Here is a 26,084-nt window from a genome sequence, read left to right on the forward strand (position 1 = left end):
GCGGCCATGAGCCACCATCCTGTCCCCCCGGGTTCCCTTTCCCCCTCTCTCGTTTCGCGTCGCACCGCGTTGGCGATGCTGTCGTCGTCCGCCGCGTTGGCCGCATGCAGCAGTGGCGGCGGTGGGTCGCCCACGCCGACCCCCGCGCCAACGCCAACTCCCACGCCTACTCCCACGGCGACGCCTACGCCGGTTTCGGGGCCCGCATGGTTCGGCTATGGCCGCGATGCGCAGCACACGGCCGTGAGCGCGATCGCGTCGCAGGATCTCGGGCGCATCGCCTGGTCGTCGCCCGTCGACCTCGCGCCGCAATATACTGCCTCCGGTGCGCTGCTTACCCATTACGGCTCGCCGGTCGTGACGACGAACAACACCGTGGTGATTCCGGTGAAGACCATGGCCACCGGCGGCTACCGCGTCGAAGGCCGCGATGGCGCGACCGGCGCGCTCTTGTGGTCGGCGGCCACCGATTATGTCATGCCCCCGCGCAACTGGTTGCCGCCATACAATCTGCTCCTCACGCAGCAGGGCCGCCTCTATGCGCCGGGTGCTGGCGGCAAGCTGATGATGCGCGCCGACGCGGACGCGGCCAACGGGACATTCGCAGCGCAGATTTTCTACGGCGCGGCGACATACAACGCCAATCCCGCCGCATTCGACGCCAGCGTCTTCATCAACACCCCGATCACCGCGGACGCGAACGGCAACCTCTTCTTCGGCTTCGTCGTGACGGGCGCGAACCCCGCGGGGCTGGTCAGCGGCATCGCGCGCGTCTCGCCCGGCGGCACGGGCATCTGGGTCGGCGCCGCCACGGCGGCGGGCGATCCTTCAGTTCAGAAGCCCGCCATGAATTGCGCGCCCGCCCTCTCGATTGACGGTGGCACCGTCTACATCGCGGTGAACAGGGGCTCGACGGGCGCGACGCAGACGGGCTTCCTGCTCGCGCTCGACAGCACGACGCTCGCGACCCGCGCCAGGGTCGCGCTGACGGACCCGAACCTGCTCACCCCCGCGCGCATCAGCGACGACGGCACGGCATCGCCGGTGATCGGCCCCGATGGTCGCGTGTTCTACGGCGTGCTGGAATCGCAGTTTCCGACGCACAATGCGCGCGGCTGGCTGCTGCAGTTCGATGCCCTGCTCAATCCGGTGGGCGTCCCGGGCAGCTTCGGCTGGGATGTGTCGCCCAGCGTGATCCCCGCTTCGATGGTGCCGTCCTATACGGGCACGTCGACCTATCTGCTTGCGCAGAAGTACAACAATTATTTCGGGGTGGGTACGGGCGACGGACTCAACCGGATGGCCGTGCTGGACCCGAAGGCGAGCCAGGCCGACCCGGTCGTGCCGGGCGTGCAGGTGATGCGCGAAGTGCTGACGATCCTCGGGCCCACGCTGGACGGAAGTTCAGCCACGGCGCGGCGCGAATGGTGCATCAACACGATGGCCGCGGATCCGCTGCGCAGGTCGGTCCTCGCGAACAACGAGGATGGCGTGCTGTACCGCTGGGACCTGGGCACGAACACGTTGTCACAGGGCGTGCGGCTCAACACCGGCCTCGGTCAGGCCTATACGCCGACGCTGGTGGGCGCCGATGGCGCGGTGTACGCGATCAGCAACGCGACCTTGTATTCGATCCGCGCCTAGGCCGTATCGACATTCAGACGAGCGAGGCCTTTCCATCCTCCCCCGCCAGGGGGAGGTGGCACGCGCAGCGTGACGGAGGGGGCGGAGCCACTGCGCTCCATTGGAGAGCGCGTCGCTTACCTCCCCCTCCGACGCCTTCGGCGCCACCTCCCCCTGGCGGGGGAGGATTTTGAATGTCGATCCGCGCCTAGGCCGGGAGTCTCCTCATCGGCGGAACGGGTCGCTGAAGCGGGCATCGGTCGTCAACGCCGAGTCGGTCAGCGTCATCAGGAAGGCGACCAGCGCGGCGCGATCCGCGGCGCTGAGGTTCAGACGCTGCGGCCTGTCCCCCCGCCGCAGGCGATCGTCGAGCGCCGGACCCTCCTGAATGCCATGGTCGTAGAAATCGACGACCTCCGCCAGCGTCGCGAAGCGGCCGTCGTGCATGTACGGCCCGGTCAGGCCGACGCTGCGCAGCGATGGCGCCTTGAACAGCCGCGTCTCGCCGGCGTCCAGGCCGTTGCTTCGCGCGTCCGCCTCCAGGGCGAAGGTCGGCGGAAGGTGGCAGGAGGAGCAGCCGGCGCCTCCTCCCCCGACACCGGTCATGAACAATTGTCGGCCGCGATTTTCTTGAGCGGTGAAGTTCGGCAGGTCAGCATTCAGCGCGCGGTTCGGCGCAGCGGCGGAGAAGACCTCCGCATAGCCCGTGTCCCACCGGCTCGAGCTCGAGACCATCGCGCGCACGAACTGGGCGAGCGCCTGCTGGATGCGCGCTTCGCCGATCTTGGGGCTGCCGAACGCCCAGGCGAACAGATCCGGGTAATAGGCCGTCGCGGCCATTTTTCGGGTCAGGGCGTCGAAGCCGCCAGCAGCCCCGCCCCATCCCATCTCGACCAGGCTGTGGAATGGCTGGCTCGCCTGCGCCTCCACGCTGGCCGCGCGCCGATCCCAAAAGGTGGAGCCCGGCCGCCAGTAACGGAGATTGCCGAGCCGCATCGCGTGAAAGTCGGTGGTGGCGGCGCCGCTGATCCCGTTGCTGAACCGCATCGAGTCGGTAAAGCCAAGCGCCTGCTGGTGGCAGGAGGCGCAGGAGGCCCTGTCATTGGTGCTCAGCCGCAGATCGTAGAACAGCACCCGCCCGAGCGTCGCCACGCGATCATTGATGGGATTGGAAGCCGGGCTGTTGTCCAGCGCCGTCACCGTCCGGTCGAAATAGGCTGGAAGCCTCGATGCGGAATAGTCGGCGATGTTTGCGAAGTCGATCGTGGTGCGCTCCGCAACGCCCGCGGGAGTGGCGGACGGCTGCGTGCTTCCGCCTCCGCACGCCGCCAACGCCAGCGTCAGGGCGCTCACGGCCAGCCTTATGCTCTCCAGCCGCAACTTTACCCCTTTGCCTGCTGCATATCGTAACGCCGCTTCATCGCTGACACGCCATCTCGTCTCAAGACCGAAGTGTAGCGGCCACTCGTCGAACCCAGCACCAATAGCAGGCGCTCGCCGACCCTACCTTTTCTGCCACACCCGCACGTAATCGACCTCCATCCGCGAAGGGAACGCCGCGGGGTCGATCCCCTTTTGCCCGCCCCAGCCGCCGACCGCGACGTTGAGGATCAGATATTGCGGGCTGGCGAAGGGCCAGGTGGCGGGATCGCCCTTGTGGTCGTTGTCGAAGCGCATATAGGCGCGGCCGTCCACGCCGATCAGGATGCGGTCCTCGTTCCAGTCGAGCTGGTAGTCGTGGAAGGCGGTGCAGGCGTCGGGCACCATCACGTTCGACCCCTTCTGGGTCTTGGCGACATGGTTGTAGCCCTTGGTGTGGACGGTGCCGTGGACGCGGCCGGGATCCCAGCCGACATGCTCCATGATGTCGATCTCGCCCATCGCGGGCCAGCCGGTCTTGCCGTCGGAGGCGAGCATCCAGATCGCCGGCCAGATCCCGCGCCCGCAGGCGAGCTTGGCGCGGACCTCGATGAAGCCGTATTTCCAGTCGCCCAGGCCCCGGGTGATGAGCTTGCCCGAGCTATAATCCTGACCGCCGAAATCGAGCTTGTCGGCGAGCCGCTCCTTGCGCGCCTCGAGGATCAGGCGGCCCTTCTCGACCCGGACGTTCTCGGGCCGCGCGGCGGCATAATATTGGAGTTCGTTGTTGTACCAGCCTTCCTTGTTGCGGCTGGTGTCGTACGCCCAATGTTTCGGGTCGGGCAGGCCGGGCGAATCGAACTCGTCGGCCCAGACCTGCTTGTAGCCCGCCGGAAGCGCGAGCTTCTCGTCGGTGCCGGCGGTGGTTGGGGGAGCAGGATCGGTCTGCGCGGAGGCGGCGACCGGCGAAAGGGCGGCGAGGGCCGCGAGCAGCCCTCGCCCCAGCCTCATTTGGGCGAGATCACCATCAGCATCTGACGGCCTTCCATGCGCGGATAGCTCTCGATCTTGGCGATTTCCGCCGTATCGTCCTGCACGCGCTTGAGCAGGTTCATGCCGAGTTGGCCGTGCGAGAGCTCGCGGCCGCGGAAGCGCAGGGTGATCTTCACCTTGTCGCCTTCGCCGATGAACTTGTGGATCGCCTTCATCTTCGTATCATAATCATGATCGTCGATGTTCGGACGCATCTTGATCTCCTTGATCTCCTGCGTCTTCTGGGTCTTCCGGGCCTGGTTGGCCTTTTTCTGGGCCTCGTACTTGAACTTGCCGACGTCGAGGAACTTGGCGACGGGCGGATCGGCGTTGGGCGACACTTCGACGAGGTCGAGCCCGACCTCGCGCGCCTGCTCCATCGCCTCGCGCGTGTACATCACGCCGAGATTCTCGCCATCCTGATCGATCACCCGCACCTTGGGCGATTGAATGAATTCATTGAAGCGCGGGCCGTTCATCGGCGGAGGTGCCAGAGGGCGCCGGGACATGGGAGGACGGATAGGTGTTTCTCCTGGGACTCGTTGGTGGTTAGCGTCGCGATATAGTCACTGACCCGAAGATTTGGAAGCCGCGCCGGTTCCATCATGGCGCAAATGCACCAGCGGGTAGGGCCGGCCCTGCGGATCGCTGGGCGAACGGCCGGTGCGGACGAAGCCGCGCGCCTCGTAAAAGGGCAATGCGTTGGTCGCCTGCTCGCTGGCATCGACGGTCGCGTTGGGGGCGAGCGACAGCGCGTGATCGAGCAATGCCGTGCCGATTCCGCGGCCATGCACCGCGGGATCGACGAACAAGGCGTCGATCATCTCGCCGTCCATCACCAGGAAGCCCTGCGGCCGATCGGTCGCGTCCACCGCCAGCCAGAGCTCGACGTTCGGCAGGAAATCCTGGGCGACCATCTCGTCGATCTCGGCGCGATCCTCGGGCGTGAGGAAGCCGTGCGTCGCGTCCACCGCGGCGCGCCAGATCTCGAACGCGCGCGGCACGTCGTCCGGCCTTCCCTTGCGGATCTCCACCATGCGCCTCCTTTGCGCCCGAGCGCGATGCGCCAGCAACACTTCATTACACACGAGGCCGTCCGGCTCGGATAGTTGGTCGGGCGTTGGACGAGAGCATGCACGCTGAGAGGCAGGCCTGATCCAGCCCGCAGGGGACCATCACCCAGAACCAAGGGGGAGTCCCGAATGAAATATGGTTTCGCGCTTGCCATCCTGCTCAGCTCGGCCACGCCGGCGTTCGCGCAGGAAGAGCCGCCCAAGGCGGTCACCGTCACGGGCAGCGTCGCGCTGGTCTCCGACTATCGCTTCCGCGGCGTCTCGCAGACCGACGAGGAAATGGCGGTCCAGGGCGGCCTCACGGTCACCCACGAGAGCGGCCTCTATGCCGGCACCTGGGCGTCGAACCTCGCCGGCTGGGGCACGTTCGGCGGCGCCAATATGGAGCTGGACCTCTATGCGGGGTACAAGTTCGCGCTGGGCGACGGCGCCGCGCTCGATGTCGGCCTGACCTGGTACATGTATCCGGGCGGCTTCCAGAACACCGACTTCGCCGAGCCCTATGCCAAGCTGAGCGGCTCGCTCGGCCCGGTCAATGGGCTGGTCGGCATCGCCTATGCGCCCAAGCAGGAAGCGCTCGGCAATTTCTCGGCGACGCCCCAGAGCAACGGCCAGTCCGAGGACAATCTCTATGTCTGGGGCGATCTCTCGTCGGGCGTGAAGGGCACGCCGGTGACGCTCAAGGCGCATCTCGGCTATTCGAACGGCAACCCCGGGCTCGGCCCCAACGGCACCAGCCTGTCGCCGACCGGCGAATATCTCGACTGGATGCTCGGCGCCGACCTGGCGATCCCCGGCACGCCGCTGACGCTCGGCGTGGCCTATACCGACACCGACATCAGCGAGAGCGAGTCGGCGTACCTGCTGCCCAATTTCTCCTCGACCAAGGACGGGTCGAGCATCGCGGGCAGCCAGGTGGTGTTCTCGGTGAGCGCCGCGTTCTAACTCGCTCCCCTCCCTGCAAGGGAGGGGCTGGGGGTGGGTGCGAGCCGAAGGCGAGCCCAACGACGCGCTGGGGAAAAAGAAAAGGCCGGGCATCGAGCCCGACCTTTTCTACCCACCCCTAACCCCTCCCTTACAGGGAGGGGAATATCGTCACCGCAGATCCGGCGCGGTCGCCTCTTCGGTCAGCTGCGCCACGACTTCGTCCAGCGACAGCATCTGTTGCCCCTGCGAGCCCAGCACGCGCAGCGCCACGGTGCCTTCCTCGGCCTCGCGCTTGCCGACCACGAGCAGATTGGGGACCTTGGCCACCGAATGCTCGCGCACCTTGTAGTTGATCTTCTCGTTGCGCAGGTCGGTCTCGACGCGGATCCCCGCGGCGCGCAGCTTCTCGGTCACCTGCAGCGCATATTCGTCCGCATCGGAGACGATCGTCGCGACCACCGCCTGGGTCGGCGCGAGCCATACGGGCAGCTTGCCGGCGAAATGCTCGATCAGGATGCCGATGAAGCGCTCGTACGAGCCGAAGATCGCGCGGTGGAGCATCACCGGGCGATGGCGCTCGCCGTCCTCGCCGACATAGGACGCGTCGAGCCGCTCGGGGAGCACGCGGTCCGACTGGATCGTGCCGACCTGCCAGGTCCGCCCGATCGCATCGGTGAGGTGCCACTCCAGCTTGGGCGCATAGAAAGCGCCTTCGCCGGGCAGCTCCTCCCAGCCATATTCTTGCGTAGCCAGCCCCGCGCGGACCACGGCGTCGCGCAGCTCCGCTTCGGCCTGGTCCCACATTGCGTCGGTGCCGAAGCGCTTGTCGGGGCGCAGCGCGAGCTTGATCGAATAGGTGAAGCCGAAGTCGCGATAGATGCGGTCGGCGAGCGCGCAGAAGTCGCGCACCTCGTCGACGATCTGGTCCTCGCGGCAGAAGATGTGCGCGTCGTCCTGGGTGAACTGGCGGACGCGCATCAGCCCGTGCAGCGCGCCGTGCGGCTCGTTGCGGTGGCAGCAGCCATTCTCGTAGAGGCGCAGGGGCAGGTCGCGGTACGACTTGATCCCTTGCTTGAAGATCAGGATGTGCGCCGGGCAGTTCATCGGCTTGAGCGCCATCCACTCGGCCGCGTCCGAGACGATCGGGCCCTCGTCCTCGACGTTCGGCACTTCGTCGGGGATGACGAACATGTTCTCGCGATACTTGCCCCAATGGCCGGACTGCTCCCACTGGCGCGCGTCCATCACCTGGGGGGTCTTCACTTCCTGATAGCCCGCGGCGTCGATCGCGCGGCGCATATAGGCCTCGAGCTGGCGCCAGATGGTGAAGCCGTGCGGGTGCCAGAAGACCGATCCGTGCGCCTCCTGCTGGAGGTGGAACAGGTCCATCTCGGCGCCGAGCTTGCGATGGTCGCGCTTGGCGGCCTCCTCGAGCCGGTGGAGATGCTCGTCGAGCTGCTTCTTGTTGAGCCAGCCGGTGCCGTAGATTCGGCTGAGCATCGCGTTCTTCTGGTCGCCGCGCCAATAGGCGCCCGAGACGCGCGTCAGCTTGAACGCGTTGGGGTCGACCTTGCCGGTCGAGGCGAGGTGCGGGCCGCGGCACATGTCGAGCCAGGCGTCGTCGTTCTTGCCGGCGCGATAGACGGTGAGCTCCTCGCCCTCGGGAAGCTCCTGTGCCCATTCGGCCTTGAAGGTCTCGCCCTGCTTCTGCCAGCGTTCGATCAGCTGGGCGCGCGACCAGACCTCCCGGATCAGCGGCGCATCGGCCGCGATGATCTTGCGCATCTCGGCCTCGATCGCGGGAAGGTCCTCCTCGGTGAAGGGGCGCTCCTTCGGCGCGAAGTCGTAATAGAAGCCGTCGTCGGTCGCGGGGCCGAAGGTGATCTGCGTGCCGGGGAAGAGGTTCTGCACCGCTTCGGCCAGGATATGCGCATAGTCGTGGCGCACCAGTTCGAGCGCGTCCTTCTCGTCCTTCGCGGTGATCAGCGCGAGCTGCGCATCGCCCTCGAACGGCCGCATGATGTCGCGCACCTCGCCGTCGACGCGCGCGGCCATGGCGGCCTTGGCGAGGCCCGGGCCGATCGCCGCGGCGATGTCCGCCGGGGTAGTCCCCGGGGCTACCTCACGGACGGAACCGTCGGGCAGCGTTATGCGGAACATCTCGGACATGGGATCTTTCAACTAAAGGTTGATTCTGGGAGCGCGGCTTATGCCCGCGCAGGCGCGATATAGGCAAGGCGCGCGGCAAGGGCCATGATCCAGAGACAGGATTTCTCGAATAGTCTGATGATTGGACTTGCGCCGCGCGCGCCGATGCGGTTCAGACAGTCCATGCTGAACCACCTAATGAACCGACGCGACCTGCTTGCCGGCGGCGCGGCGCTCACCATCGCGACCCAAGTCCCCGCCGTCGCGCAGCCGAAGGAGGCGAAGATCGAGAACCCCCTCGTGCTCCAGCGCGCCGACCCGCAGATCCTGCGGCACGACGGCTGGTTCTACTTCACCGGTTCGGTGCCCGAATATGACCGGATCGTGCTGCGCCGCGCGAAGACGATCGCGGGCCTCAAGGATGCGCCCGAGACGGTGCTCTGGCGCCGCCCGGCAAGCGGCAAGCTGGCGGGCTATATCTGGGCGCCCGAGATCCACCATTTCGACGGCGCGTGGCACGTCTATTTCGCCGCCGGCAACGGCGACGACAAGTTCCACATCCGCACCTATGTGCTGCGTGGGCAAGGGGCCAACCCGCTCGCGACGGATTGGACTTTGCTGGGCCAGTTGGAGACGCCCTGGGATACGTTCACGCTCGATAGCACGATCTTCGAGCACAAGGGCGTCCGCTACATCTGCTGGGCCCAGCATGAACCCGGCATCGCGACCAACAGCAACCTCTATCTCGCTCCCCTGAAGACGCCGACCACGCTTGCCGCGCCGCCCGCGCGGTTGACCGTGCCGACGCTCGACTGGGAAGTGCAGGGCTTCAAGGTCGCCGAGGGGCCGGCCCTGCTCGCGCGGAACGGCAAGTTGTTCCTTACCTATTCGGCAAGCGCGACCGATGCCCGCTATTGCCTGGGCATGCTCACCGCCGATGCCGATGCCGACATCATGGACCCGGCGTCCTGGACCAAGTCGCCGGTGCCGGTGTTCGCGACGTCGGAGGCCAACAAGGTGTTCGGCCCCGGCCACAACAGCTTCGTCATCGACGAGAAGGGCCGCGACCTGCTGGTCTATCACGGCCGAGACTATCGCGAGATCAAGGGCGATCCGCTGTTCGACCCGAACCGCCATGCGCGGGTCCAGCCGATCCGATACGGCGCGGACGGGACGCCTGATTTTGGGGTGCCGGTGAGGAATGGTTTGTTGAGGCGGTAGGCTTTTCAATCATCCCTCCCTGCTTGCAGGGAGGGATGATCGGGTGAACAGCGCGGGGCGCTGTTCACCCGATCATGGGTGGGTGCGCGCGTCTGCGCGCCCAAAAGATTCTCTTCAGCTCGGCAAAACAGCGGCGAGCGAGGCATCGAGCCTCGCTCGCCGCTACACCCACCCCTTAACCCACCCATTCAGGGAGGGGCATAGAGTGGGTCAGGCAACCCCGAACGGCACCACGCGGTTCAGTTCGACATGGCCGATCTCGGCGCGGCCGAGATACGGCACCTTCATGTCGCGGCACCAGCGGGTGATGATCTGCTCGATCGTCTCGCCGAACGGCTTGTCGTTCTCGACGACCGAAGTCACCGCGCCCAGCCGCACGCCGGCGATGCCCTTGAGCTGAGTCGCATGCGCCATCTGGAAGAGCATCCGGTCGATCCGGTAGAGCGGCTCGTCAACTTCCTCGATCATCAGCACATGGTCGGTCAGGTCGGGCAGCCAGGGCGTGCCGATCATCGTCGTCAGGATGGCGAGGTTGAACGCCGCGGCGGGGCGGCCGTCGGCGAGGCTCGGCTCGAGCGCGCGGCGGTCCTTGTCGATCAGCCAGCCCAACGCCCAGCCCGCGGCCTCGCCCGTATCGTTCTTGCCGATGCTGCTCGCCATCGAGGCATGGACCGAGCGGCCGATCCGCCGGGCATAGAGCGCGCCGAGCAGGAACCCCATGTCGGAGAAGCCCAGATAGGTCTTGCGCCCCGCCGCGGCGTTCAGTTGCGGCATCACCGTGTCGAGGATGCGGTTCGAGCCATAGCCGCCGCGCGCGAACCAGATCGCGTCAAAGCCGGGATCGTTGGCGAATTCGAGGAACGCCGCGGCGCGAACCGCGTCGGAGCCGGCGAAATGGCCCTCCTCGATATAGCATTGCGGGTGAAACACGATGTCGTGATCGGGGTAGGTGAGCGCCATGAACGCCGCCAGCCGCAGCGAACTCTCGCGGGTGACCGTTCTTGCTGGTGCGACGACTCCGATGCGCATTCAAATCCACCCTCGAACCAGCCGTCATGCTGAACTTGTTTCAGCATCCACCGCGCCGCAGGCGATGTCGTCGCCCGCGGCATGGTGGACCCTGAAACAAGTTCAGGGTGACGGAAAGGGGAAGGCGTGTCGCGCCTTGCTCCCCCCGACGAAACCGCCGATAGCGCGACGCCATGCACCACGGCAAACCTTACTTCTTCGTCGGCATCGGCGGCTCGGGGATGATGCCCCTGGCGATGATCCTGGCGGGGCAGGGCGCCACCGTCGCCGGATCGGACCGCAGCCTCGACGCGGGCCGGCTTCCCGCCAAGTTCGACGATCTGAAGCGCCGCGGCGTCGCGCTCTTCCCGCAGGACGGCAGCGGCGTGGCTTCTCCCGAGCAGATCGTGGTCGCCTCCGCCGCGATCGAGGCGAGCGTCCCCGACATGGTCCGCGCCGCCGCGCTCGGCAATGCGCGGATGACGCGCGCCGAGCTCAACGCCGCCCTGTTCAACGCCGCCCCGCAGTCGATCGGCGTCGCAGGCACCAGCGGCAAGTCGACCGTGACGGGCATGATCGGCTGGATCCTCCATGCGTGCGGGCGCGACCCGACGGTGATGAACGGCGCCGTGATGAAGAACTTCGTCTCGTCCGACGCGCCCTTCGCCAGCGCGCTGGTCGGCGCGGGCGATGCCTATGTGAGCGAAGTCGACGAGAGCGACGGTTCGATCGCGCTCTATCGGCCCGGGGTGGCGGTGCTCAACAATGTCAGCCTCGATCACATGCCGATGGAGAAGCTGATCGAGCTGTTTGGCGCCTTCATCGCCAAGGCGGGCAAGGCGGTGGTCAACCTCGACAATGGCGAAGGCGCGGCGCTGGCGATGACCTTGCCCGCCGATCGGCTGCTCACCTTCGCGATCGAGGGCGATGCCGATCTGGTCGCGCGCGATCTTTCGGAGCGGCCCTTCGGCATCGGCTTCGCGTTGACCGAGCGTGGCGGCGCTGCCGTGGACGTCGAATTGCGGGTGCCTGGCCGGCACAATGTGTCCAATGCCCTCGCCGCGATCGGCGCGGCGCGCGCCGCGGGGATTTCGCTCGAGGATGCCGCCCGGGCGATCCGGCAGTTCCAGGGACTGAAGCGCCGCTTCGAGCTGGTCGGCGAGGCCGGCGGCGTCGCCGTGATCGACGATTTCGGGCACAATCCCGACAAGATCGCCGCCACCCTCGACACGCTCCACGCCTTTCCCGGGCGACTGCTGCTGCTGTTCCAGCCGCACGGCTATGGTCCGCTCAAGGTGATGCGCGCCGAGTTGGTGGCGATGTTCGCGTCGAAGCTGGGCGGGGACGATCTGCTCGTGCTCCCCGATCCGGTCTATCAGGGCGGCACCGTCGCGCGCGAAGTGACCAGCGCCGACATCGTCGCCGACGTCGCCGCCACCGGCGCGCAGGCGCTGCATATTCCCGATCGCGAAGGGGCGGCGGCCCATCTCGTCGCGCAGGCCCGGCTCGGTGATCGCATCGTGGTGATGGGCGCCCGCGACGACACGCTCAGCCTGCTCGCGCAGGCGATGCTGGAGGGGCTCGGCCAGCGCCGAATCGCGACTGCGCAAGGGGGCTTGCATCCGCACCCGGGTACGTGACACCTTGTGCCGGCTTGCTTGGTTCCCTCTTCGCGAGCCAGTGCGTGGCCGGAAGTTTGTCACTACGGAGCGCGGCCTTCCGGCCACTTACCCTTCCGCTGGGATTCCAGGACCTGGCTTATGCCCGCGGGGATGTTCCACCCGGGCACGCCTGATCCGTAGTCCGATGAACAGGACGGTGGGCCAGAACACCGTGTTCAGGACGTCGCTCGTCGTATCCGGCATCCACCGCCCATGGTTTATGCGGTCGAAGACCTCGTTGGCGAACTCCGCGACATAGACCGCGAGCAACGGCCAGGGAGTCGCGAGCGAGCGGCCGGTCACCACGCGCACGAAGAGCAGGACCGCCATTCCGGCATGGATGTGGAGGACGGTATCGGGAGCGCCGGTGCCGTCGCCGACCCAGGCGATCAGGCGGCCATATAGTTCGATCGGGTTCATGCGGCGTGCCTTAGCCGATGATCTCCCTGCACGGCTATGCCCGCGTCGCAAGGGCGCGGCGTTCCTCGCGGCTCCGGAGCCAGGATACTCCCCGAGATGCAAACTCGCTTGTCTGCATGTCGTGCTAGCTTGCCGATATGTAAAACAACATTGACATTACACGCCGCGGTGCGTAAAGCTACCTTTACTGATTCGAAAGGGAGCTTGACATATGAAGATGGCTACACCCGCCGGCCGCCGCTATCTGCGGCGCTTTTTCCCGACGATGTTCGCCTATGTGGCGGTGCTGTTCGCCTGCGTCTGGGCGATCGAGGCGTGGCATCCGACCGGGCTCGAGCTGGTCGTGCTCTCGGTGCTGCCCGCCGTCCCGATCATCGGCGCGATCGTCGTCATGGGGCTCTATCTGGTCGAGGAGACCGACGAGTTCCTCCGCCAGCGGATCGCGAGCTGCATGCTGTTCGGCACCGGCGTGCTGCTGGCGGCGAGCACGGTCTACGGTTTCCTCGTCAATGGCGGCGCGATCAGCCCCAGCGCCGAGCTGCCGCTCTGGGCCTTCCCCTTGTGGTGCGCCGCATGGGGCCTGGCGCAATGCGTGGTCGGCCTGCGCGACCATGCCGCGGGAGGGGGCGAATGAAGAACCGCCTCCGCGTGCTCCGCGCCGAGCGCGAATGGAGCCAGCAGGACCTTGCCGAACGGCTCGAGGTCTCGCGCCAGAGCGTGAACGCGATCGAGACCGGCCGCTACGACCCCTCGCTGCCGCTCGCCTTCAGGATCGCCGACCTGTTCGGCCTCACCATCGAGGAAATCTTCCTCAACCCAGCAAAGGACGTCCAATGATCGCCCGCATCCTCTTCGCGCTCGCCGCGACCGCCAGCATCCCCGCCATCCTCGGCCCCCAGCCGGCCCATGCCGCGGTCGCGCCGGCAAAGCTGATCCAGATGGAGCACATCTCGGTCGAAGTGATCGGCACGGGCAGCCCGGTGATCCTGATCCCCGGCCTTTCCAGCCCGCGCGCGGTGTGGGACGGCGTGGCGCCCGAGCTCGCCAAGTCGCACAGCGTCTACCTGGTCCAGGTCAACGGCTTCGGCGGCGACGATCCGCGCGCCAACCTCAAGCCGGGCGTGCTGGAAGGCGTGGTCGCCGATCTCCACACGCTGATCGGCGACCGGAAGATCGCGGGCGCGGCGGTGATCGGGCATTCGATGGGCGGCCTGGCGGGTCTGATGCTCGCCGCGCGTCATCCGGCGAGCGTCGGGCGATTGATGGTGGTCGACGCGCTGCCGTGGTTCGGGGTGCTGATGGCGCAGCCGGGAAGCGAATTGACCGTCGCGATGGTCGAGCCCCGTGCGGCGCAGATGCGCGACACCGTGACCGCCAGCTATGGCAAGCCGCCGAGCAGGGCCGCGGCGGAAGCCAATGTCGCGTCGCTGACGCTCAAGCCCGAGAGCCGTGCAAAGGCGACCGAATGGGCGATGGCCGCCGATCCGCGCGTCACCGCACTGGCGCTCTACGAGGATTTGACCACCGACATGCGCTCCGAGCTCAAGGCGATCCGCGCGCCGGCGACCATCGTCTATGCTTGGAACAGCCAGTATCCGACGAAGGATCGCGCGGACGCCTTCTTCCGCGGCCAATATGCTTCGATCCCGAACGTCACCTATGTCGGGATCGGCGATTCGGCGCACTTCGTCATGCTCGATCAGCCCGCGGCCTTCGCCGCCGCGCTGGCCGCCTTCCTCGCCGGCTGACAAAGAAGGGCCCGGGGAGATCCCCGGGCCCAGTTGTGCTCACCTCGATTGTCCGGTGCCGGTTCAATAGGTGCCGGAGAAGCTGCGGTTGAGATTGCGCCCGGTCGACCAGTCGTCGCGATCCTCGTCGCGACCGCCGTCGCCGAACAGCGCGCCCGATCGTTCCTCGTCGCGCCAATGCGCCTGCGCCTCCGCGGCGCTCTTGCGCAGCACCACCCGGTCGTCGACCGACTGGATCCAGCGCGAGGGGATCGAATGGTGGTGCCCGCCGGCATCGCTGTCGCTCTTGGTCAGCAGGATGCGATCGCCGCGGATCTTGTCGACCGTGCCGACATGGCTGCCGTCCGAGCCGACCACTTCCATATGTTCGTTCACGCGGCGCAGCGAATCGCGCTGTCCCTGGCGCTCGCTGCGCCAGCTGGTGAACTCGTTGTGGAAGCGCTGCGAATTCTCGCGGCGATATTCGTCATAGTCGCGGTCGAGCTCGGCGATGCGCTGGCGGCGCCACGTATGATAGTGGTCGTCGCCGGCCGCGCCGCGGGCGCGCTCGCCGCGCCCGATGCGGTCGTCATAGCGCTGGTCCCGTTCGCGGCGGCGCTCGGCCTCCTCGTCGCCGAACCATGCGCGCACCTCGTCGCCGGCGCGATCGAGGAAGCCGCGGTCCTCGCCATAGCCTGCACGGCGGGCATAGCTGCGCTCGCGGCCCCTGTCGCCGCGACCCTGCCAGTCGCGTTCGTCGCGCCGGCCGGCATAGTCGCCGCGTTCGCGTCCGCCATAGCCCAGCTCGCCGGCTGCGGCGTAGTCGCGCGCGCTCGAATAGCTATGGTCGCGGCCCGAGCCGTAATCCTCGGTATAGTCCTGCGGGTCGTCGCGGTCATAGGGGTCGCGCCGCCCAAATCGGCTGTTGCGGTCGTCCATCTCGCCTCTCTCCTGATCGTTCGTCGGGCAAGGCGCGGCGAGCGTGGATCACCGCCGCGCCGACGCGGGATTCAGCGTGCGAGTGGGGTCTAAGGTTCCGGCATCCCGCCGGATTCGCGGCCGTTCTGGCGTGGTGGGAGGGCGCTCCGCCGCCGCGGTCTCAAGCCAGTTGCATCGCGGATCGGGGCCCGCTAATGGGAGCGCCTTCCGGGCAACCGGAGACCGGCGGCGGGGCTGTAGCTCAGATGGGAGAGCGCTGCAATCGCACTGCAGAGGTCAGGGGTTCGATTCCCCTCAGCTCCACCACCGCCGCCCCTTCCGAACGGAAATGCCCAGCGCAACCGCCGCGGTGACAATGCCGGCGGCATCGCCTATGGCGTCCGCATGTTGCGCCGCTGCTGGCTCGTGATGCTCTGCCTGCTCGCCTCGTCCCTGGTGGCGACGACGACGGTGCACGCGCGCGAGGCATTGACGATCGCGGAGATCTCGTGCGGCGGCGACGTGCATGTGGCCGGCGATAGCGACGAGGCGCCCGCGGACCAGGATCGCGCCGCGCCGCACCAACATGGCGCCTGTCATGGCCATGCCTATGCGATCGGATCCGATGCGGTGACGGCCGCACGCCATGCGGTCCGCTCCGGCGAGTCGGCATCGCGGCGCGCGCCCGGCCTCGCTTCGCTCTCGATCGATCCGGCCCTGAAGCCGCCAAGGAGCTGACGCCCGGCGCGCACGCGCGTGCCTCGCTCCTTGACTGCAACTTGCGTGGCGCCGGGCTTCGGCGCCACGCCGGGGAATCGTTCCATGACATCGAAGACAGCGACGCTTTCGCTCGCCCTGCTGCTCGCCGCGTGCGGCGCCGGCGAGGATATCGCGCAGAATCATCCCGAGACCGAAACGCACGGCGACGAGGGCGTCGTCACGCTCACGCCCCAACAGATCGACACCGCGGCGATCGAGCTGACCCAGCCGACGATCGGCGGCAGCGGCGGCGCGATCGCGCTTCCCGCGACGATCGAAGGCGATCCCCAGGGCACGCGCGTCGTGTCGGCGGCGATCGGCGGGCGCGTGGTGACGCTGACCCGCAACCTGGGGGAGGACGTCCGGCGCGGCGAGACGCTCGCGGTCATCGAGAGCCGCGAAGCCGCCGCGCTCAACGCCGATGTGGAGGCGGCCGCCGCGCGCGCCGAGCTCGCCCGCTCCAACCTCAAGCGCGAGGAGGCGCTGTTCGCGAGAGGCTATCGGCCCGAGCGCGAGGTGCAGGTCGCGCGCGCCGCCGCCAAGGAGGCCGAGGTCGCGCTTCGCCAGGCGCGGCAGCAAGTGGCCGCGGCGGGGATCCGGAGCGGCAGCCTCAATCGCATCGTGATCACCGCGCCGATCGGCGGGCAGGTGATCGGGCGGAGCGCCGTGCTCGGCCAGACGGTCGCGGCCGATGCCGAGCTGTTCCGGCTGGCGAACCTGTCGCAGCTGAGCGTCACGCTCTCGCTCCAGCCCGGCGATGCCGGCCGGGTGCGGCCGGGCATGACGATCGAGGTCGACGCGGCGGGCCGCCGCCAGGCCGCGCGCATCACCTTCGTCTCGCCGGTCCTCGACGCCGAGACGCGGCAGGTGCCGGTGATCGCGATGCTCGACAATCGCGCCGGCCGCTGGCGCGTGGGCGAGACCGTCTCGGCGCGCGTGATGCTGCCGTCGGACGGAGACGGCGCGATCCGCATACCCTCCACCGCGGTGCAGACCGTCGAAGGGCGGACGGTCGTCTTCGTGCGGACCCCAAGCGGCTTCCGCGCGACGCCGGTGGCGCTGGGCCGGCAGGACGGCGGCAGCGTCGTGGTGACCTCCGGCCTTACCGGGCGCGAGCAGATCGCCGCGGCCAACAGCTTCACGCTGAAATCGGCGCTCGGCGCGTCCGAAGCCGGGCACGAGGACTGATCCGATGATCGATCGCATCGTCGCCTGGTCCGTGGCCAGAAGCTGGCTGGTCCTCCTGCTCACCCTCGCCGCCGCGCTCGCCGGTGCCGTCGCGCTCTGGCGGCTGCCGATCGACGCCGTGCCCGACATCACCAACAACCAGGTCCAGGTGAACGTGCTCGCCCCGGCGCTGTCGCCCGAGCTGATCGAGAAGCAGGTCGCCTTCCCGATCGAGACCGCGCTCGCCGGGATCAAGGGACTGGAGAGCACGCGCTCGCTCAGCCGCAACGGCTTCGTCCAGGTGACGGCGATCTTCTCCGATTCGACCGACATCTATTTCGCGCGCAGCCAGGTCCAGGAGCGGCTGATCGCGGCGCAGGAAACGCTGCCCGCGGGCGCGCAGCCGGAAATGGGGCCGATCGCGACGGGCCTCGGCGAGGTCTATATCTGGACGCTGCGCTATGCCGAGCGGACGCATGACGATCATCGCCCCGGCGAACCCGGGCTGCAGCCCGACGGGAGCTACATCACGCCCGAGGGCGACCGTCTCGCGACCGAGGCGGACAAGGCGACCTATCTCCACACGGTCCAGGACTGGATCGTCGCACCGCAGATCAAGACCGTGGCGGGCGTGGCGGGAATCGACTCGCTCGGCGGCTTCGAGAAGGAATATCTCGTCGTCCCCGACGTCCAGCGCCTGGCGCAATTGCGATTGTCGCTGTCGGATCTCGCCGAGGCGCTCGAGCGCAACAACGTCGCGACCGGCGGCGGTACGGTGGACCGCAACGGAGAGGGGCTCGCCGTGCGCGCCGATGCGCGCATCCGCGGCCTCGCCGAGCTGCGCGGCACCGTGATCGCCACGCGTGAGGCCACGCCGATCACGCTCGGCCAGGTCGCCGAGGTTCGGCTGGGGCAGGGCATCCGCCTGGGCGCCGCTTCGGAGAATGGCCGCGAGGTCGTCACCGGAACCGCCATCATGCGCATCGGCGAGAACAGCCGTACGGTCTCGACCGGCGTGGGCGAGAAGCTCGCGGCGATCGCGCCCTCGCTCCCGCGCGACGTGGTGATCGAGCCGGTGCTCGATCGCACCCAATTGGTCAACGCGACGATCGCGACGGTGTCGCGCAACCTCGCCGAGGGCGCGTTGCTCGTGATCGCCGTGCTGTTCCTGCTGCTCGGCAATTTCCGGGCCGCGCTGATCGCCGCTTTGGTCATCCCGGTCACCATGCTGCTCACCGGCATCGGGATGCTCCAGGCGGGCGTGTCGGCGAACCTCATGAGCCTGGGCGCGCTCGACTTCGGCCTGATCGTCGACGGCGCGGTGATCATCGTCGAGAACGCGCTCCGGCGCATCGCGGAGCGACAGCACCAGGAGGGGCGACCGCTCGTAACCGCCGAGCGACTGGACGCGGTGTCGAGCGCGGCGCGCGAGATGATCCGCCCTTCGGTCTACGGCCAGGCGATCATCATCCTCGTCTACGTGCCCCTGCTCACGCTGACCGGGGTCGAGGGCAAGACGTTCGAGCCCATGGCGCTGACGGTGATCATCGCGCTGGCCTTCGCCTTCGTGCTCTCGCTCACCTTCGTACCCGCGGCGATCGCGGCATGGCTGTCCAGGCCGGTCGAGGAGAAGGAAGGGCGCGTCGTCGCCTGGTTGCGCGGGCGGTACGAGCCGGGGCTGGACCGCGCGATGAAACGGCCGAAGCGCACCCTCGGCGTCGCGCTCGGCGCGCTCGCGCTCGCGGGGGGCGCCTGGACCACGCTGGGGCAGGAGTTCCTGCCCCAGCTCGACGAAGGCGACGTGCTGGTCTCGGCGTTCCGCGTTCCCGGCACGTCGATCGAGCAGAGCCAGAAGATGCAGGCGCAGATCGAGCGGGCGCTGCAAGGCATGCCCGAGGTCCGCACGATCTTCTCGCGCACCGGCACCGCCGAGGTCGCCTCCGATCCGATGCCGCCCAACGCGACCGATATCTTCATCATGCTCAAGCCGCGCCGCGAATGGCCCGATCCCGGCGAGAAGAAGGCTGCGATCGTCGAGCGGATCGAGGCGCGGCTCGCCCGCGTGCCGGGCCATGCCTATGAAGTGACCCAGCCGATCCAGATGCGCTTCAACGAACTGATCGCGGGCGTCCGCTCCGACGTGGCGGTCAAGGTGTTCGGCGAGGACTTTGGCGAGATGAACGCGACCGCCGCGAGGATCGCCGCGGTGCTGCGGCGCACGCCGGGCGCGGAGGACGTGAAGGTCGAGCAGACCGAGGGGCTCCCCATGCTCGACATCGCCTTCCGCCACGACGCCGCCTCGCGGCTGGGCGTGCGCGCGCAGGACGTGGCGGACACCGTCGCCGCCGCGGTGGGCGGGCGCGAGGCGGGGGTGATCTTCGAAGGCGACCGGCGCTTCCCAGTGGTGATCCGCTTGCCGGATCGGGTTCGCGCCGATCTGGAAGCGCTCGGCCAGGTGCCGGTGCCCACGCCGGGGGGTGCGTTCGTGCCGCTGACGTCGGTGGCCGACATCCGGCTGCTCGACGGTCCGAACCAGATCAGCCGCGAGAACGGCAAGCGCCGGGTCGTCGTCCAGGCGAATGTGCGTGGGCGCGACGTTGCCGGAGTCGTGGCCGATGCGCGGGCCGCCATCGCCCGCGACGTCCAGCTTCCCGCCGGCATCTGGCTCGAATGGGGCGGCCAGTTCCAGAACCTCGCATCGGCCCGCGATCGGCTGGCCCTGGTAGTGCCGGTCTGCTTCGTGTCGATCCTGTTGCTGCTCTACGGGGCGCTCGGCAATGTCCGCGACGCCGCGATCGTGTTCACCGGCGTGCCCTTGGCGCTGGTCGGCGGGGTCCTGGCGCTCGTGCTGGGCGGGTTGCCCTTCTCGATCTCCGCCGCGGTCGGCTTCATCGCATTGTCGGGGATCGCGGTGCTCAACGGGCTGGTGATGCTCACCTCGATCCAGCAGCTCGTGGGGCAGGGCCGCGACCGCGCCACGGCCGCCCGCGAAGGCGCGCTTGCGCGCCTCAGGCCGGTCGTGATGACCGCATTGGTGGCGAGCCTGGGTTTCGTGCCGATGGCGCTCGGGCACGGCGCGGGCGCGGAGGTGCAGAAGCCGCTGGCGACCGTCGTCATCGGCGGGCTGATCTCGGCGACCTTGCTCACGCTCTTCGTGCTGCCGACGCTCTACGCCCGCTTCGGATCAGCCAAGGCCGCCCCTCAGCTCCAATAGGGAGTCCAGACGTTCCTGAGGCGCATCAGCGCCTCGAGGTAGAAATAGTCGCCCCAGATGCAGGCCTCGTCCACCCCGGCGCCGTTGGGCATGTGGTAGACGGCGTGCAGCAGCAGCGCGTTCGAGCCCTCCACCGGCGCCAGGTAGCTGGTGCCGAGCTCCTGCACGATGCGCCATGCCCAGCTGGCATAGGTGTCGCGCCGGGGGTCGGCGGCCGGCAGCGCCTTGGCGAGTTCGAGCAGTCCGCACGCCGCGATCGCCGCGGCCGAGCTGTCGCGTGGGGTACCGTTGTCGTCGGCGAAGATCAGGTCCCAGCAGCAGATCCCGTCGGTGGGCAGCCGGTTGAGGAAATGGTTGGCGAGCCGGGCCGCGAGCTCGACATAGGCCGGCTCGTTCGTGTGCAGCCCACCCAGCGCGAAGCCGTAAATGCCCCAGGCCTGGCCGCGCGCCCAACAGCTCTGGTCCGAATAGCCCTGGTGCGTGCTCCCGAAGCGCGGCTGCCCCGTCTCCGTATCGATGTAGAAGGTGTGGTAGGTCGAGGCGTCGGGCCGAACCAGATAGCGCGCCGCCTGCTCGAGATGGCGCGTCGCGGCGTCGGCGAAGGCCCGGTCGCCGGTTTCCCTGCTCGCCCAGAAGAGCAAGGGCAGGTTGAGATTGCAGTCGATGATCATGCGCCCGCGCTGCCCGGGATCGCGCATGTCGCCCCAGGCCTGGATCACGCCCGCGACGGGATCGAACCGCGCCAGCAGCAGCCGGGCGGCCTCGAGCCCGGCCGCGCGGCCGATCGTGCTGCCGGTGAGCCGGTGCGCGGCGCAGGTCGACAAAGTGTAGAGGAAGCCCAGATCGTGATGGTCGACATTCACGCGTTGCTCCACGCGATCGCGGAACGACTCGACATTGTCCTCCGCCGCCCGGCGATAGGCGTCGCGTCCGGTGAATTCCCAGCCGAGCCAGAGCATCCCGGTCCAGAAACCGTTGGTCCATTCGACATTGTCGATCGGGGCATAGGTGCCCCCCGTGCTCGACGGCGCGGGGAAATGATCGCGGAACTGTGGCATCGTCCGGTCGAGCCTGGCGAGCGCATCGGCGATCAATTTGTCGAGCTCGGCGGGTTCCGGGCGTTCCGGCACGAGCGGCGCCAGCGTCTCGTTCGCGACCTCGCTCATCGGCCCGCTCCCAGCGGCTGGACCTCGCCGCCGCCGGGCGGGTCGACCGGGCCCGCCGCCATGGGCGGATCCGCGACTTCCGGTGGCGTCGGCGACAGAGCGAACCAGGACGCGATCCAGAAGACCAATGCGAAGGCCGCGATCAGGAAATAGGTGTTCTGGAAGCCGATCAGGTCGTAGCTCTTCCCCGCAAGCGGCGAGAGGATCGCCAGCCCGAGCGAATGCCCGAAGCTGACGCCGACCATATAGACCGTCGCGGCGTGGCGCGGCTCGAAATGCCAGGCGATGTAGCGGAAGATCGACACGGCGAGGATCGGGAGCTCGATCGCGTGGAGCATCTTGCACGCGGAGATGGTGAGCGGCCCCGTCGCCAGCCCCGATCCGGCGATGCGGAGGATCATGATCGCGGTCGCGAGCATCAGCCCGCGCGTCGCGCCGATCCGGCGCACGAGGAAGGGCGCGAGGAACATGCCGCCCGCCTCGACGAAGATCTGCGCCGAGTTGAGATAGCCGAACATCGCCGCGCCGGCCTGGGGCGTGGGGAAGAGCGAGGAGAAATAGAAGGGGAATTGCTGGTCGTAGACGAGGTAGAGGTTGGTCACCCCGAGGATCAGCACCATGAAGCCCCAGAATTTGGGCTGGCCGAGCAACGCCATGGAATCGCGGGGCGTCAGCCGGTCCGACGCCGCCTGCTGGCCCGCGTCCGGTGCGATGCGCGCGAGGGCGAGCATCGGCAGCAGCAGCAGGCCCGCGGCGCTCGCCAGGAAGAAGTTGATGCCCGGGTCGACATTGTAGAGCCGGCCGGAGAACATCGCCGCGCTCGCGAAGCCGAGCGAGCCCCAGAGCCGCACGCGGCTATATTCGAACCCGTATCTGCGCCCGACGCGATCGACATAGCTTTCGAGCGCGTAGCTGCCGGCGATGAAGGTGACGCCGAGATAGAGCCCGCCCACCGCGGCGCCGATCACGAGGTTCCACCGCAAGAGCGGCGCATAGACGAAGCTGAAGAACAGGCCCGAGAGCACCACCAGCAGCGCCACGCCCAGCGGCACGACCTTGCGGAAGCCCATCCGGTCCGAAACATAGCCGTAGAGCGGCTGGGCGCACATCGCGCCGATGAAGTTGGCGGAGAACACCGTTCCCGCCTCGACTCCGTTCAGTCCGAGCGAACGGGTGAGCCAGATCGACAGCAGCGACATCGTCATCGCCTGGGCGAAGAAGAAGCAGAAGAGGAACGCGCTGAGCGTCACGTAATTCCGCCTGGTATCGGTCACCCGCCGGACCCCTCTTCCCTGTTGCTCGACCTGTTATCGATACCACATATGCCGACAAGCGGGCCCCCGGGCAAGTGCCGATTGACCGCCCTTGGATTTCTGTTACCGATATCAGGGTGCACGCGACGCGCACGAGAACATAACAAAGAACTGGGCACACACCAATGGCGGAGCGGAGCGAGGCCGAGAACGGCAACGGCGCGAAACGGAGCGTGGTCACGATCCACGACGTGGCCCGGCACGCCGGGGTGTCCTCGATGACCGTCTCGCGGGTCATCAACGGCGCCAAATATGTCAGCAAGGAGATGCAGCGGAAGGTCACTGCCTCGATCGAGGCGCTCAACTACTCGCCCAATTTGACCGCGCGCAGCCTCAAGAGCGACGTGCGCCTCGGCGCGCTGTACAGCAATCCCAGCTCCTCCAATCTCGGCGCCTTCCTGATGGGCGCGTTCCGCCAGAGCGGCGCGAGCGGATGCCAGTTCCTGATCGAGCCGGGCGTCACCGAGGAGGAGGCGCTCGAAGGGCTCGAGCGGCTGATCGAGGCGGGGATCGGGGGCGTCATCCTGCCGCCGCCCTTGTGCGATTCGGCGCGGATGCTCGAAAAGGTGAGCGCGGCGGGCGTGCTGCCGCTCTCCTTCGCCACCGCGATCCCGCGCGACGGCGTCGCCGCGATCGTGGTCGACGATTACAAGGGCGCGTTCGACATGACGCGCCACCTGATCGCCGCGGGGCACCGCGCGATCGGCTTCATCCAGGGCGACCCCAAGCACTCGCCCTCGCAGCGGCGCGAGCAGGGCTATCGCGCGGCGCTCGCCGGCGCGGGGATCCGCATCGAGCCCGAATGGATCGCGCCGGGCCTGTTCACCTACAAATCGGGGCTCGACGCCGCGCGCCAGCTGCTCGGCATATCGCCGCGCCCGACCGCGATCTTCGCGAGCAACGACGACATGGCCGCGGCGGTCTCGGCCGTCGCGCAGGGCATAGGGCTGTCGGTGCCGCGCGACATCAGTATCGCGGGGTTCGACGACGCGCCGGTGGCCTCGACGGTCTGGCCCGAGCTCACCACGATACGCCAGCCGATCGCCGAAATGGCGGCCACCGCCGTGGCGATGCTCGCCGATCAGGTGCGCAACGCGCGCAGCGGCGGCACGCCCAAGGCTCCGCATGTCCGCGAGATGCTGACCCTGGTCGAGCGCAACTCGACCGGACCTGCGCCGGGGGCTGGGGAGTAGGCGATGGCCCCTCCCTGCTTGCAGGGAGGGGTTGGGGTGGGTGCGCGCGTCTGCGCGCCCAAAGACTCATCTGCCGGCTCGGTGCAAAGCGGCGAAAGAGGCATCGAGCCTCTTTCGCCGCTAAACCCACCCCTTGATCCCCTCCCTTTCAGGGAGGGGGAGGGCTCCTGACCTACACCCGCTCGAACAGGATCGCCTGACCCCCGCTCGGCGCCAGGACCAGCTCGAGCGCGTCGCCCGCGTGCAACTCCCGGCGCGAGATCTCGACCGGCGTCAGCCGCGCCTGCGCCGCCGCCGTGCCGTCGGCATAGATCGTCGCGCGCCAGCGGCCTTCGCCCAGGAAGCCGGTCGCGATCGGCACCCGGCGGGCCTGCTCGTTGGTCATCGCGCCGAGGAACCAGCGCTCCCCGTGCCGCCGCGCCACCGCGACATATTCGCCGATCGCGCCGCCCAGCGCCACGGTCGCGCCCCAGCTGGTCGGGCATTCGTCGAACCAGCGCAGCTCCGGCCAGGCTGCATCGTCGGCATATTTGTCGGGCGCGTCGTACCAATAGAGGAAGGTCAGCGGGTTGTAATAGACCGCCGCCATCGCGAGCTGGTGCGCGTTGGTCGTCTGGTTGCGCTCGTGCGCGTAGCAGATGGTGTAGTCGATCGGCCCCGCGAGCGCGCGCGTGAAGGGCAGGGTGACGTTGTGCCGCGCGGTCGGGAACTGCTCGTTGCCGCGCACGCCCTCCAGCGCGATGTAATTGGGCAAGGTGCGCTCCAGTCCCGCCGGGCGCAGATTGTCGTGGAGGTTGACCATCAGCCGCTGCTCGCCGCAGCGCCGGACCATGTCGTAGATGAAGTCCACGTCCTCCTGGCGCCCCTCCCAGACGAAGCCGAACTTGATTCCCGCCACGCCCCAGGCGCGATAGGTGCGGACGATCGCGTCGAGCTGCCGCATCGCGGGCACGCGGTCGACATAGAGGATCATGCCGATCCCCTTGGCCTTCGCCGCGGCGATGATCCGGGCCATGTCGAGCCCGGCGATCGGCACCGTCGCGTCGCTCGGATCGGTGCCGTCGCCATACCAATGCGCGTCGAACTCGACGAATTCGAGCTTCCGCCGCGCAGCGAAGTCGACGCAGGCGAGCGCGCGCTCGGTGGTGTAGGGCTTGCGGATGCGGAAGGCGCGTCCCGGGCGGATCCACGAGACGTCGCCGAGCCGGTTCGGCGTGGCGAGCGACTGGATCAGCCCCGCTTTTTCGAGCAGCTTCGCCGGATCGCGCGAGACCAGCAGCACGCGCCACGGCGTCTCGAACGGCGCCTGCACCGCGAAGACCGGCGCGGCATGCGTGTCGCCCGGGCCCGAATAGCCGGTCGCGCGCCCGGGAAAGCGCATGAGGTGGGTGACCAGCGTGTCGCGCCCGGCCCCGCGGAACATCGTCCGCGGATAATGGAGCCGGTCCGACTCGCACAGGCTGAGCGCGATGCCCTGCGGCGTGGCGACGTAGAGCGGCGGATCGGCCAGCGCGCCCTGGTCGGTGCTCTTGGTGAGGTCCGGATGCGGCGCCGGCGCGACTGCCTCGGGCGCGGACACGACATATTCGCCTTCGTCCCGGCTGCTCCACACGCGCGAGCCCTGCGGGAAACGCAGCGACGTCGCCTCGCCGCCGAGTCGAACCTTCCGCCGTCCGAGCAGCCGGTAGCGCATGGCGATGCCATGGTCGTGCGCGGCGAGGCGGATGGCGAAGCGGAGGCCGCGCTCGGGATCGTCGAAGACCACCTCGAGTTCGTTGCGCGTGCCGTCATAGCTCTCGGCGATGCCATAGGTCGGGCGCCAGCGTTCCGCATGGCGGCGCGCGCGGTGGCTCCGATAGCGCGCGCGGGGGCCGAGCAGCTTTCCGTCCTCGAGCACCAGCGCCAGCCGCGACGGCTCGAGGATCGGCAAATCGTCGAGCGTCGCCGACCAGCAGGGAAAGGGCCCGGCCGCGTCCGGCAGCGCGAGCGTGACGCGGATGCGGCCGTCGGGCGAGTGGATCTGCAGGGGCCTGGGCGATGCCGCCGCGGGGCGGATGCCGCCCGCCGTCACCGCGGCGATCGCGCCCGAAATCAGTTCCCGTCGGCCGATGGGCATGCTTCTCTCCTCCGATGCCTGGGGATCGCCGAGCAGTTT

The 26,084-nt window shown here is 68.3% G+C and carries 22 protein-coding genes and 1 tRNA gene; 12 read left to right on the forward strand and 11 right to left on the reverse strand.

Features of this window, described 5'->3' with window-relative positions:
• The first annotated feature begins 243 nt into the window (after positions 1–243).
• Entirely contained in the window at positions 244–1,644 is a 1,401-nt protein-coding gene (locus MT490_RS04945; protein ID WP_297384794.1) for a hypothetical protein, read from the forward strand.
• 204 nt (positions 1,645–1,848) lie between these two features.
• Here the strand turns inward: MT490_RS04945 and MT490_RS04950 are convergent, their stop codons facing one another.
• The 4 genes from MT490_RS04950 to MT490_RS04965 all read right to left on the reverse strand — a co-directional run bounded on the left by MT490_RS04950 (position 1,849) and on the right by MT490_RS04965 (position 5,051).
• The gene (locus tag MT490_RS04950; RefSeq protein ID WP_297384796.1) at positions 1,849–3,003 is read right to left on the reverse strand and encodes a cytochrome c peroxidase; all 1,155 of its coding nucleotides are present in this window, start codon (positions 3,001–3,003) and stop codon (positions 1,849–1,851) included.
• A 123-nt stretch (positions 3,004–3,126) separates the two neighbouring features.
• Entirely contained in the window at positions 3,127–3,993 is an 867-nt protein-coding gene (locus MT490_RS04955) for a glycoside hydrolase family 16 protein (RefSeq protein WP_297384798.1), read from the reverse strand.
• Complete coding sequence (infC, locus tag MT490_RS04960; RefSeq protein WP_297384800.1) at positions 3,990–4,523, reverse strand: translation initiation factor IF-3; 534 nt, start codon at positions 4,521–4,523, stop codon at positions 3,990–3,992. Before infC ends, MT490_RS04955 begins: the two co-directional genes overlap by 4 nt.
• A 57-nt stretch (positions 4,524–4,580) precedes the next feature.
• Entirely contained in the window at positions 4,581–5,051 is a 471-nt protein-coding gene (locus tag MT490_RS04965) for an acetyltransferase (protein WP_297384801.1), read from the reverse strand.
• 165 nt (positions 5,052–5,216) lie between these two features.
• On the opposite strand from MT490_RS04965, the gene MT490_RS04970 reads away from it, so the two are divergent.
• A complete protein-coding gene (locus tag MT490_RS04970) occupies positions 5,217–6,032 on the forward strand; it encodes a TorF family putative porin (RefSeq protein WP_297384804.1) in 816 nt (271 codons plus the stop codon).
• A 150-nt stretch (positions 6,033–6,182) separates the two neighbouring features.
• On the opposite strand, the gene thrS is transcribed toward MT490_RS04970, so the two are convergent.
• Positions 6,183–8,183, reverse strand: coding sequence for a threonine--tRNA ligase (thrS, locus tag MT490_RS04975; protein WP_297384806.1), 2,001 nt, complete (start codon positions 8,181–8,183; stop codon positions 6,183–6,185).
• A gap of 162 nt (positions 8,184–8,345) precedes the next feature.
• On the opposite strand from thrS, the gene MT490_RS04980 reads away from it, so the two are divergent.
• Positions 8,346–9,383: a glycoside hydrolase family 43 protein gene (locus MT490_RS04980; RefSeq protein ID WP_363321727.1), complete on the forward strand. Its 1,038-nt coding sequence runs from the start codon at positions 8,346–8,348 to the stop codon at positions 9,381–9,383.
• A 210-nt stretch (positions 9,384–9,593) separates the two neighbouring features.
• Here the strand turns inward: MT490_RS04980 and MT490_RS04985 are convergent, their stop codons facing one another.
• A complete protein-coding gene (locus MT490_RS04985) occupies positions 9,594–10,412 on the reverse strand; it encodes an LD-carboxypeptidase (protein WP_297384808.1) in 819 nt (272 codons plus the stop codon).
• 173 nt (positions 10,413–10,585) lie between these two features.
• Here MT490_RS04985 and MT490_RS04990 point away from each other — a divergent pair, with 173 nt between their 5' ends.
• The gene (locus MT490_RS04990) at positions 10,586–12,031 is read left to right on the forward strand and encodes a Mur ligase family protein (RefSeq protein WP_297384810.1); all 1,446 of its coding nucleotides are present in this window, start codon (positions 10,586–10,588) and stop codon (positions 12,029–12,031) included.
• A gap of 87 nt (positions 12,032–12,118) precedes the next feature.
• On the opposite strand, the gene MT490_RS04995 is transcribed toward MT490_RS04990, so the two are convergent.
• The gene (locus MT490_RS04995) at positions 12,119–12,472 is read right to left on the reverse strand and encodes a hypothetical protein (RefSeq protein WP_297384811.1); all 354 of its coding nucleotides are present in this window, start codon (positions 12,470–12,472) and stop codon (positions 12,119–12,121) included.
• 211 nt (positions 12,473–12,683) lie between these two features.
• On the opposite strand from MT490_RS04995, the gene MT490_RS05000 reads away from it, so the two are divergent.
• The 3 genes from MT490_RS05000 to MT490_RS05010 are packed head-to-tail and all read left to right on the forward strand — an operon-like array spanning position 12,684 to position 14,220.
• Positions 12,684–13,106, forward strand: a complete 423-nt coding sequence (locus MT490_RS05000) for a hypothetical protein (protein WP_297384812.1) — start codon at positions 12,684–12,686, stop codon at positions 13,104–13,106.
• Positions 13,103–13,309: a helix-turn-helix transcriptional regulator gene (locus MT490_RS05005; RefSeq protein ID WP_297384814.1), complete on the forward strand. Its 207-nt coding sequence runs from the start codon at positions 13,103–13,105 to the stop codon at positions 13,307–13,309. The genes MT490_RS05000 and MT490_RS05005 overlap by 4 nt, the downstream gene beginning before the upstream one ends.
• Positions 13,306–14,220 carry an alpha/beta hydrolase gene (locus tag MT490_RS05010; RefSeq protein WP_297384816.1) on the forward strand — a complete coding sequence of 305 codons (915 nt, stop codon included), beginning with the start codon at positions 13,306–13,308 and terminating at the stop codon, positions 14,218–14,220. Before MT490_RS05005 ends, MT490_RS05010 begins: the two co-directional genes overlap by 4 nt.
• Before the next feature lie 63 nt (positions 14,221–14,283).
• Here MT490_RS05010 and MT490_RS05015 read toward each other — a convergent pair whose 3' ends face one another.
• The gene (locus tag MT490_RS05015) at positions 14,284–15,138 is read right to left on the reverse strand and encodes a DUF2171 domain-containing protein (protein ID WP_297384818.1); all 855 of its coding nucleotides are present in this window, start codon (positions 15,136–15,138) and stop codon (positions 14,284–14,286) included.
• A gap of 230 nt (positions 15,139–15,368) precedes the next feature.
• On the opposite strand from MT490_RS05015, the gene MT490_RS05020 reads away from it, so the two are divergent.
• From MT490_RS05020 to MT490_RS05035, 4 genes are all read left to right on the forward strand, one after another.
• Positions 15,369–15,444 (forward strand) — tRNA-Ala (locus MT490_RS05020).
• A 78-nt stretch (positions 15,445–15,522) separates the two neighbouring features.
• Positions 15,523–15,855, forward strand: coding sequence for a hypothetical protein (locus tag MT490_RS05025; RefSeq protein ID WP_297384820.1), 333 nt, complete (start codon positions 15,523–15,525; stop codon positions 15,853–15,855).
• An 84-nt stretch (positions 15,856–15,939) separates the two neighbouring features.
• Positions 15,940–17,064: an efflux RND transporter periplasmic adaptor subunit gene (locus MT490_RS05030; protein WP_297384822.1), complete on the forward strand. Its 1,125-nt coding sequence runs from the start codon at positions 15,940–15,942 to the stop codon at positions 17,062–17,064.
• Between the two features lie 4 nt (positions 17,065–17,068).
• Positions 17,069–20,257, forward strand: a complete 3,189-nt coding sequence (locus tag MT490_RS05035) for a CusA/CzcA family heavy metal efflux RND transporter (protein ID WP_297384824.1) — start codon at positions 17,069–17,071, stop codon at positions 20,255–20,257.
• Here the strand turns inward: MT490_RS05035 and MT490_RS05040 are convergent.
• Both MT490_RS05040 and MT490_RS05045 read right to left on the reverse strand, forming a co-directional pair.
• Complete coding sequence (locus tag MT490_RS05040; RefSeq protein WP_297384826.1) at positions 20,245–21,423, reverse strand: glycoside hydrolase family 88 protein; 1,179 nt, start codon at positions 21,421–21,423, stop codon at positions 20,245–20,247. The two genes, MT490_RS05035 and MT490_RS05040, sit on opposite strands and share 13 nt — an antisense overlap.
• Positions 21,420–22,697 carry an oligosaccharide MFS transporter gene (locus tag MT490_RS05045; protein WP_297384828.1) on the reverse strand — a complete coding sequence of 426 codons (1,278 nt, stop codon included), beginning with the start codon at positions 22,695–22,697 and terminating at the stop codon, positions 21,420–21,422. Before MT490_RS05045 ends, MT490_RS05040 begins: the two co-directional genes overlap by 4 nt.
• Positions 22,698–22,861: 164 nt before the next feature.
• Here MT490_RS05045 and MT490_RS05050 point away from each other — a divergent pair, with 164 nt between their 5' ends.
• Entirely contained in the window at positions 22,862–23,929 is a 1,068-nt protein-coding gene (locus tag MT490_RS05050) for a LacI family DNA-binding transcriptional regulator (protein ID WP_297384830.1), read from the forward strand.
• A gap of 172 nt (positions 23,930–24,101) precedes the next feature.
• Here MT490_RS05050 and MT490_RS05055 read toward each other — a convergent pair whose 3' ends face one another.
• Entirely contained in the window at positions 24,102–26,045 is a 1,944-nt protein-coding gene (locus MT490_RS05055; protein WP_297384831.1) for a glycoside hydrolase family 97 protein, read from the reverse strand.
• Positions 26,046–26,084: the final 39 nt, after the last annotated feature.

It is taken from the genome of Sphingomonas sp. (assembly GCF_026460985.1).
Taxonomy (GTDB): domain Bacteria; phylum Pseudomonadota; class Alphaproteobacteria; order Sphingomonadales; family Sphingomonadaceae; genus Sphingomonas.

Coding starts and splice junctions, on each gene's coding strand:
- MT490_RS04955 (WP_297384798.1), bottom strand. CDS start 3,993: ATGAGGCTGGGGCGAGGGCTGCTCGCGGCCCTCGCCGCCCTTTCGCCG.
- infC (WP_297384800.1), bottom strand. CDS start 4,523: ATGTCCCGGCGCCCTCTGGCACCTCCGCCGATGAACGGCCCGCGCTTC.
- MT490_RS04965 (WP_297384801.1), bottom strand. CDS start 5,051: ATGGTGGAGATCCGCAAGGGAAGGCCGGACGACGTGCCGCGCGCGTTC.
- MT490_RS04970 (WP_297384804.1), top strand. CDS start 5,217: ATGAAATATGGTTTCGCGCTTGCCATCCTGCTCAGCTCGGCCACGCCG.
- thrS (WP_297384806.1), bottom strand. CDS start 8,183: ATGTCCGAGATGTTCCGCATAACGCTGCCCGACGGTTCCGTCCGTGAG.
- MT490_RS04980 (WP_363321727.1), top strand. CDS start 8,346: ATGCTGAACCACCTAATGAACCGACGCGACCTGCTTGCCGGCGGCGCG.
- MT490_RS04985 (WP_297384808.1), bottom strand. CDS start 10,412: ATGCGCATCGGAGTCGTCGCACCAGCAAGAACGGTCACCCGCGAGAGT.
- MT490_RS04990 (WP_297384810.1), top strand. CDS start 10,586: ATGCACCACGGCAAACCTTACTTCTTCGTCGGCATCGGCGGCTCGGGG.
- MT490_RS04995 (WP_297384811.1), bottom strand. CDS start 12,472: ATGAACCCGATCGAACTATATGGCCGCCTGATCGCCTGGGTCGGCGAC.
- MT490_RS05000 (WP_297384812.1), top strand. CDS start 12,684: ATGAAGATGGCTACACCCGCCGGCCGCCGCTATCTGCGGCGCTTTTTC.
- MT490_RS05005 (WP_297384814.1), top strand. CDS start 13,103: ATGAAGAACCGCCTCCGCGTGCTCCGCGCCGAGCGCGAATGGAGCCAG.
- MT490_RS05010 (WP_297384816.1), top strand. CDS start 13,306: ATGATCGCCCGCATCCTCTTCGCGCTCGCCGCGACCGCCAGCATCCCC.
- MT490_RS05015 (WP_297384818.1), bottom strand. CDS start 15,138: ATGGACGACCGCAACAGCCGATTTGGGCGGCGCGACCCCTATGACCGC.
- MT490_RS05025 (WP_297384820.1), top strand. CDS start 15,523: ATGTTGCGCCGCTGCTGGCTCGTGATGCTCTGCCTGCTCGCCTCGTCC.
- MT490_RS05030 (WP_297384822.1), top strand. CDS start 15,940: ATGACATCGAAGACAGCGACGCTTTCGCTCGCCCTGCTGCTCGCCGCG.
- MT490_RS05035 (WP_297384824.1), top strand. CDS start 17,069: ATGATCGATCGCATCGTCGCCTGGTCCGTGGCCAGAAGCTGGCTGGTC.
- MT490_RS05040 (WP_297384826.1), bottom strand. CDS start 21,423: ATGAGCGAGGTCGCGAACGAGACGCTGGCGCCGCTCGTGCCGGAACGC.
- MT490_RS05050 (WP_297384830.1), top strand. CDS start 22,862: ATGGCGGAGCGGAGCGAGGCCGAGAACGGCAACGGCGCGAAACGGAGC.
- MT490_RS05055 (WP_297384831.1), bottom strand. CDS start 26,045: ATGCCCATCGGCCGACGGGAACTGATTTCGGGCGCGATCGCCGCGGTG.